The organism is Pseudomonas sp. GM25, assembly GCF_000282255.1.
GTDB lineage: Bacteria > Pseudomonadota > Gammaproteobacteria > Pseudomonadales > Pseudomonadaceae > Aquipseudomonas > Aquipseudomonas aphyarum.
Map to the genome: position 1 here is coordinate 45,253 of NZ_AKJQ01000029.1, position 15,166 is coordinate 60,418.

The 15,166-nt window shown below is 61.0% G+C and carries 9 protein-coding genes; 5 read left to right on the forward strand and 4 right to left on the reverse strand.

The features are described 5' to 3' along the window. Positions 1–29 precede the first annotated feature (29 nt). Positions 30–2,969, reverse strand: a complete 2,940-nt coding sequence (glnE, locus tag PMI24_RS07070) for a bifunctional [glutamate--ammonia ligase]-adenylyl-L-tyrosine phosphorylase/[glutamate--ammonia-ligase] adenylyltransferase (RefSeq protein ID WP_007952293.1) — start codon at positions 2,967–2,969, stop codon at positions 30–32. Beyond that, positions 2,966–3,091, reverse strand: coding sequence for a hypothetical protein (locus tag PMI24_RS29605; protein ID WP_255261909.1), 126 nt, complete (start codon positions 3,089–3,091; stop codon positions 2,966–2,968). Before PMI24_RS29605 ends, glnE begins: the two co-directional genes overlap by 4 nt. A gap of 262 nt (positions 3,092–3,353) precedes the next feature. On the opposite strand from PMI24_RS29605, the gene aceE reads away from it, so the two are divergent. The 5 genes from aceE (at position 3,354) to msrA (ending at position 13,345) form a co-directional block, all read left to right on the forward strand. After that, positions 3,354–5,999: a pyruvate dehydrogenase (acetyl-transferring), homodimeric type gene (gene aceE / locus PMI24_RS07075; protein WP_007952295.1), complete on the forward strand. Its 2,646-nt coding sequence runs from the start codon at positions 3,354–3,356 to the stop codon at positions 5,997–5,999. An 11-nt stretch (positions 6,000–6,010) separates the two neighbouring features. Next, positions 6,011–7,963 (forward strand): dihydrolipoyllysine-residue acetyltransferase, encoded by a 1,953-nt coding sequence (gene aceF, locus PMI24_RS07080; RefSeq protein WP_007952298.1) that lies wholly within the window; start codon positions 6,011–6,013, stop codon positions 7,961–7,963. A 278-nt stretch (positions 7,964–8,241) separates the two neighbouring features. Further along, positions 8,242–9,639: an alkaline phosphatase D family protein gene (locus tag PMI24_RS07085; RefSeq protein ID WP_007952300.1), complete on the forward strand. Its 1,398-nt coding sequence runs from the start codon at positions 8,242–8,244 to the stop codon at positions 9,637–9,639. Positions 9,640–9,877: 238 nt separating this feature from the next. Then, a complete protein-coding gene (locus PMI24_RS07090; protein ID WP_007952302.1) occupies positions 9,878–12,574 on the forward strand; it encodes a putative bifunctional diguanylate cyclase/phosphodiesterase in 2,697 nt (898 codons plus the stop codon). Between the two features lie 105 nt (positions 12,575–12,679). Continuing rightward, complete coding sequence (gene msrA, locus PMI24_RS07095) at positions 12,680–13,345, forward strand: peptide-methionine (S)-S-oxide reductase MsrA (RefSeq protein WP_007952303.1); 666 nt, start codon at positions 12,680–12,682, stop codon at positions 13,343–13,345. 124 nt (positions 13,346–13,469) lie between these two features. Here the strand turns inward: msrA and PMI24_RS07100 are convergent, their stop codons facing one another. Further along, positions 13,470–14,309 (reverse strand): 23S rRNA (adenine(2030)-N(6))-methyltransferase RlmJ, encoded by an 840-nt coding sequence (locus PMI24_RS07100; protein WP_007952304.1) that lies wholly within the window; start codon positions 14,307–14,309, stop codon positions 13,470–13,472. A 240-nt stretch (positions 14,310–14,549) separates the two neighbouring features. Then, positions 14,550–14,870 carry a hypothetical protein gene (locus tag PMI24_RS07110; RefSeq protein ID WP_007952305.1) on the reverse strand — a complete coding sequence of 107 codons (321 nt, stop codon included), beginning with the start codon at positions 14,868–14,870 and terminating at the stop codon, positions 14,550–14,552. Positions 14,871–15,166 lie beyond the last annotated feature (296 nt).

Below are 15,166 nucleotides of genomic sequence, written 5' to 3' on the forward strand. Positions count from 1 at the left end.
GGAGGCTTTACGCCTCCCCGTCTCGAGAATCAGCTTAGCCCCAGCTCACGCCAGATCCGCATCACCTGCCGCCGTTCGTCCGCGAACTGATCGCCCGGTATCACCCCGGCGTCCTTCTGCAAGGCCTGCCGGTGGGCGGCGGAACGATAGGCCTTGTAGGCCTCGCGCAACAGGCTGGCGTCTTCGGCAGGCATCAGCCCTTCGTGCTCCAGCTCTTCCAGAATGCGGATATTGTCCGTCCAGCGCAGCAACGGCGGGTGGGTTTGCGACCACGCCAGAGCCGCGTATTGCACCATAAATTCAATATCGACGATACCTCCGGCGTCCTGCTTGAGGTCGAACGGCGCCGTGGCCTCGAAGGCATTCGCCCCGGTACCGGCGGCGGTGCTCTTGCTGCCGAGGTTGTCGCGCATCTTGGCGCGCATCTCACTCACTTCCTGTTGCAGTTTCGCCAGATCCCGCGCCTTGCCCAGCACCTGGGCCCGGACGCTCTCGAAGGCCTGGCCGACATCCTTGCTGCCCACCAGCACCCGCGCCCGCACCAGCGCCTGATGTTCCCAGGTCCAGGCTTCATTTTCCTGATAGCGCGCAAACGCGCCGAGCGAACTGACCAACAGCCCGGACGCCCCGGACGGTCGCAGGCGCATGTCCACTTCGTACAGCTGACCGGAGTTGGTCTGCGCCGTCAGCAAGTGAATGATCCGCTGGCCGAGCCGGGTGAAGAACTGCGTGCCATCGATCGGTTTCGGGCCATCGGTTTCAGCCTGCTGGTCGCCATCGTGGATGAACACCAGATCCAGATCCGAACCATGCCCCAACTCGATCCCGCCGACTTTCCCATAACCGACAATGATGAAGCCGGGATCGCACAGCGTGCCATCGGTGCGCAGCGGCGTGCCGTACTTGGCCACGGTCTGACGCCAGGCCAGGGCCAGCACTTGCTCCAGAATCGCTTCGGCCAGCCAGGTCAGGTAATCGCTGACTTTCATCAACGGCAGACTGCCGGCGATTTCCGAGGCGGCGACGCGCAAGCGGTGCGCCAGTTTGAAATGGCGCAGGGCTTCCATCTGTTGTTCTAGGTCGTCTTCCGGGATCCGGGTCAGGCGCTCGCGCAACTCGGCGGCCAGTTCCGGCGCCAGCGGCGGCTTGAACAGCCGGCCTTCGTTGAGCAATTCATCAAGCAGCAACGGGAAGCGGGTGATCTGTTCGGCGATCCACGGGCTGGCGGCGCACAGCGTCAGTAAACGCCGCAACGCGCCGGGGTTTTCGGTCAGCAGCACCAGATAAGCCGAACGCCGGGCCACTGCTTCGACCAGTGGCAGCACCCGCTCAAGCACCAGATCGGGATTTTCGTGCTCCACCGCCTGGGCGAGCAGACGCGGAATAAAGGCATCGAGACGCTCGCGCCCCAGACGCTGCATCGCCCGCAACTGCGGACTGGCACGCAAACTCGCCAATGCCTTCAAGGCCTTGGTCGCGTCAGCGAAACCGCCCTCCTCCAGCTGACGACAGGCCGCCTCTTCGTCTTGAGCCTCTTCCCACAGCGGCAGCCATTCACCGCCGACCACCACTTCGCTCTCGACGCCTTCGTCCTCATCGGGATCGGCGATCACTTGCGCGAAGTGCCAGGCCACGCGGCCGCGCCAGAACATCAGCTTCTCGTGGAACGCCTCCCAGTCGGCGAACCCGAGCATGAATGCGATACGCGCCTGATCCTGAGCGCTGTCCGGCAGCATCTGGGTCTGGCGGTCGGCAATCGCCTGAATCGCGTGTTCGGTGTAACGCAGGAACTCGTAACCTTCGCGCAGTTCGCTGATTACCGCCGGCGGCAGATAGCCCTGCCCTTCAAGCGTGCTCAACACCTTTAATAGAGGGCGCTGTTGCAGACTCAGGTCGCGACCGCCGTGAATCAGTTGAAAGGCCTGGGCGATGAACTCGACTTCACGGATACCGCCCGAGCCGAGCTTGATGTTGTCGGCCATGCCCTTGCGCCGCACTTCCTGCTGGATCAGCTGCTTCATGGTGCGCAGTGCTTCGATCGCCGAGAAGTCCAGATAGCGCCGGTAAACGAACGGCCGCAGCATTTCCTGCAACTGCTCGCCCGCCACCTGATCGCCGGCCACCACCCGCGACTTGATCATCGCGTAGCGTTCCCAGTCGCGGCCCTGATCCTGGTAATACTGCTCCAGCGCATTGAAGCTCAGCACCAGCGCGCCGGACGAACCGTACGGGCGCAGGCGCATGTCGACGCGGAATACGAAACCGTCGACGGTGATCGGGTCGAGGGCCTTGATCAGGCGCTGGCCGAGGCGGATGAAGAATTCCTGGTTATCCAGCGGGCGCTTCACGCCGACGGTTTCGCCGCCCTCGGGGTAGGCGAAGATCAGGTCGATGTCCGAGGACAGGTTCAGCTCGACCGCGCCGAGCTTGCCCATGCCGAGAATGACCATCTGCTGCGGTTCGCCGCTGCGCCGGCCGGTTGGCGTACCGAACTGGTCGCAATGGCGACGGTACAACCATTGATAGGCCTGATCGATGCTGGCGTCGGCCATGTCCGAGAGATCGCGGCAGGTCTGCACCAGATCGGCCTGACGGTTGAGGTCGCGCCAGATGATCCGCACCTGATGCCGGGTGCGCTGACGGCGCAGGGCCCGGCCCAGTTCATCTTCGGTCTGGGCGAGGCTGACGGCGGCGGCGATCTGCGCGCACAACTCACCTTTGGCGAACGGCCGGTCCAGTTCGCCGGACTGCACCAGCGACAACAACATCAAAGGGTCACGAACGCTCTGTTCAATGACGAAATCGCTGGCGGCGCTGACGCGGGCGAACTGCGCCCAGCGTTCCGGCGTCCAGGACGAGAAGCCGTGATCGTCTTCCAGTTGCGCGACGGCCGCACGGAACGACTGCTCCGATCGGCTGACCAACGGCAGGAGAATGGCGGGCAGTTCGGCAAGCGCAGGCAGGGTCATGGTCTATCCTTGATCGGCGTGTAAATGGCCGCTTGTAGTGATGATTGAAAAACCGCTACGCGAAGGACTGTCGAACAAAAGTGAGAAATAGCTGAAATTTCTTTTTCTTTGGCAGCCAGCATCAAACTTTCACCTTTTTCGGATGGCTAAAGACCAACCTTAACGATTATTCTCACAACGCAGTCGGAGGCCACAAGCCTTTCATCTGTAGTTTTACTACTCGTCTATACATTCGAAAGGCTGAAATGCCGGATGATTTGTAGTAAAACTACACGCCGCCGGAACAACCTGTCGGCAATCCAAGAATTTTAAATCGTCTGCCCACAAGGCCAGTCGCAAACTCAGGCAACCGATTCTGGAAGCCTTTCCGCCCTGGAGCAAGCCATGCAAGACCTCGATCCCGTCGAAACCCAGGAATGGCTGGACGCCCTGGAATCGGTTCTCGACAAAGAAGGCGAAGACCGTGCTCACTATCTGATGACCCGTATGGGTGAACTGGCGACCCGCAGCGGTTCGCAACTCCCTTACGCCATCACCACGCCTTACCGCAACACGATCCCCGTTACCCACGAAGCACGCATGCCTGGCGACCTGTTCATGGAACGCCGCATTCGCTCGCTGGTACGCTGGAACGCGATGGCCATGGTAATGCGTACGAACCTGAAAGATTCTGACCTGGGTGGTCACATCTCCAGCTTCGCTTCCAGTGCGACCCTGTACGACATCGGCTTCAACTACTTCTTCCAGGCCCCGACCGACGAACACGGCGGCGACCTGATCTACTTCCAGGGCCACACCTCGCCAGGCGTTTACGCCCGTGCATTCATGGAAGGCCGCATCACCGAAGACCAGATGAACAACTTCCGCCAGGAAGTCGACGGTCAGGGCCTGTCGTCCTACCCGCACCCTTGGCTGATGCCTGACTTCTGGCAGTTCCCGACCGTTTCGATGGGTCTGGGCCCGATCCAGGCGATCTACCAGGCTCGCTTCATGAAGTACCTGGAACACCGCGGTTTCATCCAGCCGGGCAAACAGAAAGTCTGGTGCTTCCTGGGTGACGGCGAGTGCGACGAGCCGGAATCCCTGGGCGCCATCTCCCTGGCCGGCCGCGAGAAGCTGGACAACCTGATCTTCGTCATCAACTGCAACCTGCAGCGCCTCGACGGCCCGGTTCGCGGCAACGGCAAGATCATCCAGGAACTCGAAGGCGTGTTCCGCGGTGCTCAGTGGAACGTGACCAAAGTCATCTGGGGCCGTTTCTGGGACCCACTGCTGGCCAAAGACGTCGACGGCATCCTGCAACGTCGCATGGACGAAGTCATCGACGGCGAGTACCAGAACTACAAAGCCAAAGACGGCGCGTTCGTGCGTGAACACTTCTTCAACACGCCTGAACTCAAGGCGATGGTTGCTGATCTGTCCGACGACGAGATCTGGAAACTCAACCGTGGCGGCCACGACCCGTACAAGGTCTACGCGGCGTACCACGAAGCGGTCAACCACAAAGAACAACCGACCGTCATCCTGGCCAAGACCATCAAGGGTTACGGTACCGGTGCGGGCGAAGCGAAGAACACCGCGCACAACACCAAGAAAGTCGACGTCGACAGCCTGAAGCTGTTCCGCGACCGCTTCGACATCCCGGTGAAAGACGAAGAGCTGGAAAACCTGCCGTTCTTCAAGCCGGAGCCAAACAGCGCCGAAGCCCGTTACCTGGCCGAGCGTCGCTCTGCACTGGGCGGTTTCGTTCCTCAGCGTCGTGCACAAAGCTTCAGCGTACCGACTCCGGATCTGGATACCCTCAAGGCAATCCTCGACGGTTCCGGCGACCGTGAAATTTCCACCACCATGGCGTTCGTGCGAATCCTCGCGCAACTGGTCAAGGACAAGGAAATCGGCCCGCGCATCGTTCCGATCATCCCGGACGAAGCCCGTACCTTCGGTATGGAAGGCATGTTCCGTCAGCTGGGCATCTACTCGTCCGTCGGCCAGCTCTACGAGCCAGTCGATAAAGACCAGGTGATGTTCTACAAGGAAGACCAGAAAGGTCAGATCCTTGAAGAAGGCATCAACGAAGCGGGCGCCATGAGCTCCTTCATCGCTGCCGGTACTTCGTACTCCAGCCACAACCAGCCAATGCTGCCGTTCTACATCTTCTACTCGATGTTCGGCTTCCAGCGTATCGGCGATCTGGCATGGGCCGCTGGCGACAGCCGTACCCGTGGCTTCCTGATCGGCGGCACCGCCGGCCGTACCACCCTGAACGGTGAAGGCCTGCAGCACGAAGACGGTCACAGCCACCTGCTGGCTGCCACCATCCCGAACTGCCGCACCTACGATCCGACCTACGGCTACGAGCTGGCGGTGATCATTCAGGACGGCATGAAGAAGATGACCGAAGAGCAACAGGACATCTTCTATTACATCACCGTGATGAACGAATCCTACCAGCAGCCAGCCATGCCGGCCGGTGCCGAAGAAGGCATCAAGAAAGGCATGTACCTGCTGGAAGAAGACACCCGCGATGCGGCGCACCACGTACAGCTGATGGGCTCCGGCACCATCCTGCGTGAAGTCCGTGAAGCGGCGAAGATCCTGCGTGAAGAGTTCAACATCGGCGCCGATGTGTGGAGCGTCACCAGCTTCAACGAACTGCGTCGCGACGGCCTGGCCGTAGAGCGCAGCAACCGTCTGAAACCTGGCCAGAAGCCTCAACGCAGCTACGTCGAAGAATGCCTGAGCGGCCGTAAGGGTCCGGTCATCGCGTCTACCGACTACATGAAACTGTTCGCCGAGCAGATCCGTCAGTGGGTACCGTCCAAGGAATTCAAAGTCCTGGGCACCGACGGTTTCGGCCGCAGCGACAGCCGCAAGAAACTGCGTCATTTCTTCGAAGTCGACCGTCATTTCGTGGTGTTGGCAGCCCTGGAAGCACTGGCTGACCGTGGTGATATCGAACCTAAAGTCGTGGCCGAGGCCATTACCAAGTTCGGCATCGACCCGGAAAAACGCAACCCACTGGACTGCTGAGGAGAAACTCTGTGAGCGAACTCATTCGCGTACCTGACATCGGCAGCGGTGAAGGTGAAGTAATCGAACTGTTTGTGAAGGTCGGCGACCGTATCGAAGCCGACCAGAGCATCCTGACTCTGGAATCGGACAAGGCCAGCATGGAAGTGCCGGCCCCGAAAGCCGGCGTCATCAAGAGCCTGAAAGTGAAGCTGGGCGATCGCCTGAAAGAAGGCGACGAACTACTGGAGCTGGAAGTCGAGGGCGCCGCGCAAGCGGCCCCTGCTCCGGCTGCTGCGCCTGCCGCCAAGGCCGAAGCTGCACCGGCAGCCGCTCCTGCTCCAGCTGCTGCCCCTGCTGCCGCTTCGGTTCAGCAAGTGCACGTGCCGGACATCGGTTCGTCGGGCAAGGCCCAGATCATCGAGATCCAGGTCAAGGTCGGCGACACCGTCGAGGCTGATCAGTCGCTGATCACCCTGGAATCCGACAAGGCGAGCATGGAAATCCCGTCGCCTGCCGCTGGCGTGGTCAAGGCCATCAGCGTCAAGTTGAACGACGAAGTCGGCACTGGCGACCTGATCCTGGATCTGGAAGTGGCGGGTGCTGCGGCCCCTGCTGCTGCCGCTCCGGCCCAGGCTGCTGCTCCGGCCGCTGCCGCTGCGCCGGCGCCTGCCGCCGCTCCAGCCGCACCGGTTGCCGACAGCGTTCAGGACATCCACGTTCCGGACATCGGCTCGGCCGGCAAGGCCAAGATCATCGAAGTGCTGGTCAAGGCTGGCGACAGCGTTGAAGCCGACCAGTCGCTGATCACCCTGGAATCCGACAAGGCGAGCATGGAAATTCCGTCGCCTGCCGCTGGCGTGGTGGAAAGCGTTTCCATCAAGCTGGACGACGAAGTCGGCACCGGCGACCTGATCCTCAAGCTGAAAGTCAAAGGCGCCGCTCCGGCTGCTGCCCCGGCTCCAGCTGCCGCTGCTGCTCCGAGCGCTCCGGCACCGGCCGCTGCTGCTCCGGCTGCCGCTGCACCTGCTGCTGCCGCTCCGGTTGCTGCGCCAGCCAAGCCTGGTGCGAAAGTTCACGCCGGCCCTGCCGTGCGTCAACTGGCTCGCGAGTTCGGCGTCGAGCTGAGCGCTGTCGGCGCCAGCGGTCCGCACGGTCGCATCCTGAAAGAAGACGTGCAGGTTTACGTCAAAGCCATGATGCAGAAGGCCAAGGAAGCACCGGCCGCTGCTGGCGCAACCGGTGGCGCGGGTATCCCGCCGATTCCGGTCGTCGACTTCAGCCGTTTCGGCGAAATCGAAGAAGTGCCGATGACCCGCCTGATGCAGGTCGGCGCCGCCAACCTGCACCGCAGCTGGCTGAACGTGCCGCACGTAACGCAATTCGACTCGGCGGATATCACCGAGCTGGAAGCGTTCCGTAACGCACAGAAAGCTGTCGCAGAGAAGGCCGGCGTCAAGCTGACCATCCTGCCGCTGCTGCTCAAGTCCTGCGCACACCTGCTCAAGGAACTGCCGGACTTCAACAGCTCGCTGGCACCAAGCGGCAAGGCGATCATCCGCAAGAAATACGTGAACATCGGCTTCGCCGTCGACACCCCGGATGGCCTGCTCGTACCGGTCATCAAGAACGTCGACCAGAAGAGCCTGCTGCAACTGGCCGCCGAGGCCGCTTCCCTGGCTGAAAAAGCCCGGACCAAGAAGCTCTCGTCGGACGAGATGCAAGGCGCCTGCTTCACCATTTCCAGCCTCGGCCACATTGGCGGTACCGGCTTCACGCCGATCGTCAACGCGCCGGAAGTGGCGATCCTCGGTGTTTCCAAGGCAACCATCCAGCCAGTCTGGGACGGCAAAGCCTTCCAGCCGAAACTGATGCTGCCACTGTCGCTGTCCTACGATCACCGTGTGATCAACGGCGCCGCTGCTGCACGCTTCACCAAGCGTCTGAGCGACCTGCTGGCGGACATCCGCACCATCCTGCTGTAAAGCGCTCGGCCCTCCGGCAACGGAGGGCCGGCCGTGTTCCACGTTTTCGAGCGCCACACGCTCGTACCTCAACCCCGTCAGTTTGGCGGGGCTTTTTTTTGCCTGAAATAACGTTCGCCTGCACTTTTCCCACAACTTGCGCTGATATAGGCCACGACTTTAGTCCACTTCAAATCGATATTTTTCAGCGACAGGCAACTAACCTTGGCGCATCAAAGTTGCACCGACAAGCCAGGCAACTTTATCAATCACCAACACTTATTCGAATGGATTCGAACATGCTGAAACCTACTGTTGGCCCGATCGTTGGCCACACAACAACTAATCAGGCGCGAATTTTCATTCGTGGCGGACTGCAACATAACGCTGCCGTATTTGCCGGCATCCGTTACCGGATATTGGATTCGAAACAATGGCAGACGGGCCAGTTTGTAAAACTGGATTCAACCCGCGACATGACTGAAGTGCTGGTGCTCGATCATTTGCAAGCCGACACCGAGTACGAATACCAGACCGGCTGGTTCAGCCCGATGAGTCCCGTCCACACCATCCACAGCGTGGCGGAGCTGCCGCTGCAATGGCCACGGGAGATCTATCGCCTGCGCACCCGCAGCAGCCAGCCTTTGCAGCCGCGCGCCTACATCCTCGGTTCGTGTCGTTACCTGCGCATGACCTCCGGCATCCCGGTGCTTCCGCATCTGGGCGACCGGATCTTCTCGTCCATCAGGCAGCTGATCGAAGGCGCGCAACCGGCGATCAGCGCAATCATGATGTGTGGCGATCAGATCTACGCCGACGATCTGAACCTGTTCGCCCCGGATCGCGACTATGACGATTTCATTGCAAAGTACCGTGCGGCGTTTTCCCTGCCCAATATTCGACGACTGATGTCGGAGACTTCGACTTACATGATTCTTGATGATCATGAAATAGAAGATAACTGGCCAATGAACGCCCACGAGTCCGATGAAACACTGTTTAGCAATGCGATGAAGGCTTACGAACTTTATCAAGCCAGTCATAGCCCGGCTTACTCAGCAACAACTAACGACACAATCGACCGTACTTCACTGAAGCACTACTGGTATCAATTCAGCGACGGAGATATCGAATGGTTTGTAACGGACAGTCGAACTCGCCGCAACTTGTCAGCCGAGAACCGCCGCATCCTCGATGAACAGCAGGAACAAGCCTTGTGCAATTGGCTGGTGAAGAGCCCGGCGAGGGTCAAGTTCGTGGTCACCAGCGTCATGTTCTACCCCGACCGCAAAATGAACGGCGATGATGCCTGGGCGGGCTTCCCCGAACAGCGCCTGCGCCTGCTGGAAACCATCCGCCTGCATCGACTCAGGAACGTCGTGTTCATTTCCGGCGATGTGCATGGCTCGCTGACCAGTCGCCTGAGCCACAGCGAAGACCCGGACTTCGAGGTACACACCGTCGTGTCTTCGCCGCTGAGCAACAGCAAATTGCTGCCCTACGCCACCGCCGCGACCTTCATGCTCGACCAGCCGCTGGCGCAGACCGAGGCAGGCGAATACCGGCCCGAACTGACCAGCCAGGTCATCAGCCAGGACAACTTTGCGCACATGGCGGTCGAGGCCGGACGGATCCAGGTCAACTATCACGACCGGGATGGCAGGCACCTGCAATCCATTGATATTCCGTTGCGATGAATCCAGCGGCACGACCGTTCCGGATGCCCGAAGGCTCTGGAACGGCCATCTCCACGGTTAATAGCATTACTTTTCCGCAAGTGCTGGAGAAATGTTCACTGCAGCCGACATATTCTTATAGCACTTGGCCTTCATGTCTCTTGTCAGTCGGTGCCGCAATGATGCAACCTTGCCGCAGGCAACAGTAAAGAGGGCGAGAGCCCGGCGCGTTCAGCAAATTTCCAAGCGAGTTCCCTTCATGAAGAGCCAACCCGATGCCGCCAGCCGTATGGTGGCCGAGGTAGTGACGCAGTTGCCTGTGCCCTCGCGGCTCGGCATGCTGCGTTTCGAGCGCCTGAATGAAGCCAGCTGGGCGATGCTGTTTCTCGATCCCAACTGTGAACGCCAGTTCGGCCAGCCTGCCGTCGAACTCTGCGCCCTGGTCGGCTCGCCCTACGCCAGCCTGATGGAGCCCGAAGCGCGCTATCAGCTGCACGACGCGATCCAGCAACAACTCGGCGACAGCCCGCATTATCTGGTGCGCTACACCCTGCACACCGCCGCCGGCGCGCTGAGCATTCTCGAACTCGGCGAAGCCTACAAACAGCACAACCGCCACTTGCTGCGCGGTTACCTGCTGGCGGTCGACAACGTATTCGACGAAGCACCAGCGCTGCCGTCCGTCGACCTGGAAACCCAGAACTCGCGCCTGCAAATCGCCCTGGAGCTCAACCAGCGTGCCCAGCAGGAACAGCTGCAACATCTGGAGCGGGTGCGCGCCCAGCAGGATCTGATCCTGTTGCTGGCCCGCCAGCGTTACAGCAGCCAGAACTCCCTGCAAGAAGCCGCCGAACTGATCACCCGTTGCGCCTGCGATATCTACGAGATCGACTGCGCCAGCCTGTGGAACCTCGAAGGCCAGAAGCTGGTGCCGATCTCGGCGTACCACCGCGCCACCCAGGAATACATCCTGCCGGAGGTGATCGACGTCAGCGGCTTCCCCGATTACATGGACGCGCTGCACGGCAGCCGCGCCATCGACGCGCACAACGCGATGCGCGATCCGCGTACCCGGGAAATGGCCGAAGCCCTGCGCCCGCGTGACGTCAACGCCATGCTCGACGCCAGCATCCGCGTCGACGGCCAGGTGGTTGGCGTGTTGTGCCTGGAGCAAACCGGCGTCACCCGCGCCTGGCAGTCCGATGAAATCGCCTTTGCCGGCGAGCTGGCCGACCAGTTCGCCCAGGTCATCAACAATCACAACCGCCGCACCGCCACCAGCGCCCTGCACCTGTTCCAGCGCGCGGTCGAGCAAAGCGCCAACGCCTTTTTGCTGGTCAACTGCGACGGCGTGGTCGAGTACGTCAACCCGAGCTTCACCGCGATCACCCAGTACACCACCGAGGAAGTCCACGGCCAGCGCCTGTCGGAACTGCCGGCCCTGGAAAACCTCAGCGAGCTGCTGTTCGACGCGCCTTCGGCGCTGGCCAAGAGCAACAGCTGGCAGGGCGAATTCAAAAGCCGCCGCAAGAACCTCGAACCCTACTGGGGCCAGTTGTCGATCTCCAAGGTCTACGGCGATAACCGTGAGCTGACGCACTACATCGGCATCTACGAAGACATCACCCAGACCAAACTGGCGCAGCAGCGCATCGAGCGCCTGGCCTACACCGACAACCTGACCAACCTTGGCAACCGGCCTGCATTTATCCGCAATCTGGATGAACGCTTCGCCCGGGACAGCGATACCCCGATCAGCCTGCTGCTGGTGGACATCGACAACTTCAAGCGGATCAACGACAGCCTCGGTCACCAGACCGGCGACAAACTGTTGATCAGCCTGGCCCGTCGCCTGCGCAACAGCCTGAGCCCGAGCGGCAGTCTGGCGCGGTTCGCCAGTAATGAATTCGCGGTGCTGCTCGACAACACCGACCTCGAAGCCGGGCAGCAGATCGCCAGCCAGCTGCTGATGACCCTCGACAAACCGATGTTCGTCGACAACCAGCTGATCAGCGTCACCGGCTCCGTGGGCCTGGCCTGCGCGCCGCTGCACGGCCGTGACCCGCAGACTTTGATGCGCAACGCCGGCCTCGCCCTGCACAAGGCCAAGGCCAACGGCAAACATCAGGTCCAGGTGTTCACCGAAGCGCTGAACGCCGAGGCCAGCTACAAGCTGTTCGTCGAGAACAACCTTCGCCGCGCCCTGACCCAGAACGAGCTGGACGTGTTCTATCAGCCGAAGCTGTGCCTGCGCAGCGGTCGCCTGCTGGGCATGGAAGCGCTGCTGCGCTGGAACCACCCGGAGCGCGGCATGATCCGCCCGGACCAGTTCATCAGCGTGGCCGAGGAAACCGGCCTGATCATTCCGATCGGCAAGTGGATCGCCCGCCAGGCCTGCCGCATGAGCAAAGCGCTGACCGCTGCCGGCATGGGCAATCTGCAAGTAGCGATCAACCTGTCGCCCAAGCAGTTCTCCGACCCGGATCTGGTGGCCTCGATCGCCAACATCCTCAAGGAAGAAGCGCTGCCGGCCAATCTGCTGGAACTGGAGCTGACCGAAGGCCTGCTGCTGGAAGCCACCGAAGACACCCACTTGCAGCTCGACCAGCTCAAGCGCCTGGGCCTGACCCTGGCCATGGACGACTTCGGCACCGGTTACTCGTCGCTCAGCTACCTGAAGAAATTCCCGATCGACATCATCAAGATCGATCGCAGCTTCATCCATGAAATCCCGGACAACCAGGACGATATGGAAATCACCTCCGCCGTGATCGCCATGGCCCACAACCTGAAACTCAAGGTCGTGGCCGAAGGCATCGAGACCGCCGAGCAGCTGGCGTTCCTGCGCCGGCATCGCTGCGACGTCGGCCAGGGCTACCTGTTCGACCGGCCGATTCCGGGCGGCGAGCTGATCCAGGCGCTCAAGCGCTACCCGCGCGGCCCGCTCTGCCTGTAAACCCCAAGACAGTACCCGCACATTTTGCCTAGTGATTAACCGGGCATCATTGGGCACACTGGCGGTCAGACTTTTTACATCCCATCCTGACTGAGAGGAACGATCATGGTTCTGCGCTCGGAAATTCTGGTGAACAAAAACGTGCTACCGACTAAAGAACAAGCTCTGCCTGGCCGCGAAACCGCAATGACCCTGCCTGAAAAGCATTTCGTGTTCGAAGACACGCCGCTGCTCGGCCCGTTTTTCGAAGACGTCGACTTCGCGATCTTTGGTCTGGGTTGCTTCTGGGGCGCCGAGCGCCGCTTCTGGCAGCGTGAAGGCGTGGTCAGCACCGTCGTCGGTTACGCCGGCGGTTACACGCCGAACCCGACCTACGAAGAAGTCTGCTCGGGCCTGACCGGCCACGCTGAAGTGGTGCTGGTGGTGTATGACAAGGCCAAGGTCAGCTACGAAGAACTGCTGGCGATGTTCTGGGAATTGCACAACCCGACGCAGGGCATGCGCCAGGGCAATGACATCGGCACTCAGTACCGTTCGGTGATCTACGCGACCCATCCGGAGCAACTGGATGCGGCATTGAAGAGCAAAGCCGTTTATCAGGCTGAGCTGTCGAAGGCGGGTCTGGGTGAAATCAGCACCGAGATTGAACAGGCGCCGACCGTTTACTTTGCCGAAACCTATCACCAGCAGTATCTGGCGAAAAATCCGGAAGGCTACTGCGGGATTGGCGGCACTGGCGTTTGCATGCCACCGAGTCTGGCGGGTAACTAAGCCCTAAAAGCATCGCGGGCAAGCCCGCTCCCACAAGGTCGTGCGCGATTCCGGAATCTGCGCGAACCCTGTGGGAGCGGGCTTGCCCGCGAAGGCGTCCGATCAGACGCCCCAATTCAACTGATCAGCTCTCGGCGATCAACCAATCCATCTGCCACCCACCCTGGGTCTGGCCCAGTTTCTTGGACAGCCACGGCAGCAGCTCACGCAATTCTTCCTCCAGCCCCCACGGCGGATTGGCAATCGCCAGGCCCGAGCCGTTCAGGCTGTTCGGCGTGTCCAGCGGATGCACCAGCAGCTCGACCCGCAACAACTTCGGCGCACCGGTGCCGGCCAGATCCTGATAGAAACGACGCAGCGCACGCTGATCCTTCACCGGATACCAGATCGCGGCAACGGTCTGGCGCATCCGGCCAATGGCCTCTTTCATCGACGCCGCACAACGCTGCATTTCATCGAGCTGTTCGAATGGCGGATCAATCAGCATCACCGCGCGTTTCTCCTGCACCGGCAACATCGCACGGGCCACATGCCAGCCCTCGCCCAGATGCACTTTCACCCGACGATCGCCGGCCATGTTGTCCTTGAGCAGGACGCCGTCTTCTGGGTGCTTCTCGTTGAGCATCACCCGATCCTGCGGCCGGGTCAGACGCCGCGCCAGTTCCGGCGAACCCGGGTAATAGCGCAACTGGCCATCCGGGTTCATCTCGTGCAGCACTTTCATGTAGTCGGCGGTCAGCGCCGGCAGATCCGGCTGATCCCACAAGCGCGCGATGCCTTCCAGGTACTCGCCGGTACGATTCGCCTGATCGCCCTGCAGGTCATACAGACCGATGCCGGCGTGGCTGTCGAGATAGGCAAACGGCTGCTCCTTGCGCGACATCAGGGCGATGAGGCGGGTCAAGGTCAGGTGTTTGAACACATCGGCGTGATTGCCGGCATGGAAGGCGTGACGATAATTCATGGCTGCTCCTGCGAGGGCCGTGAAGTTTACCTTTTACCGGGCGGCAAGTCAGGGGCTCGCAGCTGAGTGGCGTGCCGCTGCACTAATGATCGTTCCCACGCTCTGCGTGGGAATGCAGCCCGTGACGCTCCGCGTCGCATGGGGTATCAGCCACAATGGCGGTGGACGCTTGGAACGCGGAGCGTCCCTGGAGGCATTCCCACGCAGACGGTTCGACGCCTCGACGTGGGAATGATCGAGTCAGGACGGTATGGCGTGTAGGCGCTTGCCAATCGCATCCAAGACATCACAGCCGTCGCGCAACGGAATCACGCAGAGTTGGGCGAAGTCGCTCAGGATGACCGAGTCGCACTCGACCGAGCCGCGCATGCACATGTTTTCCAGGACCTGGATCACGGCGCGGATGCGGTAGTTGGCGGCGTCCATCAGGATGTCGAGCGGGGCGTGGGTGTCGATGAACAGGGTGGGCATGTCGTTGCAGTTGCTGGTCAGCGCCATGAGGCGGTTGTCGGGGTGGGGGATGAAAGGTTCGTAGGGTGGATCGGGTTTCAATGTTGGCACTGGACTAACTCCTAACGTATTGGATGGAGCCGCCAACTCTCACTTCCACGCATTAGGTGGCGGCTGTACGCAGGTGTGGAAGACCGGGACGTTAGGCACCCGGCGCACTCGAAAGCGCCCCGCGCACAGCCACCAAAAACTCAAACGACAAAAACGCCTTACTGGTGCAGCTTGACGCGCCTAACGATAAAAGGGCTTCCACGCCCTGTCACCGAATTTGCGGTGACAGCCAAAAGCCTATCCCCACACCACCTCACCCACCAGTTCACGAAAACCGCCGCAACTCGCAGGAAACG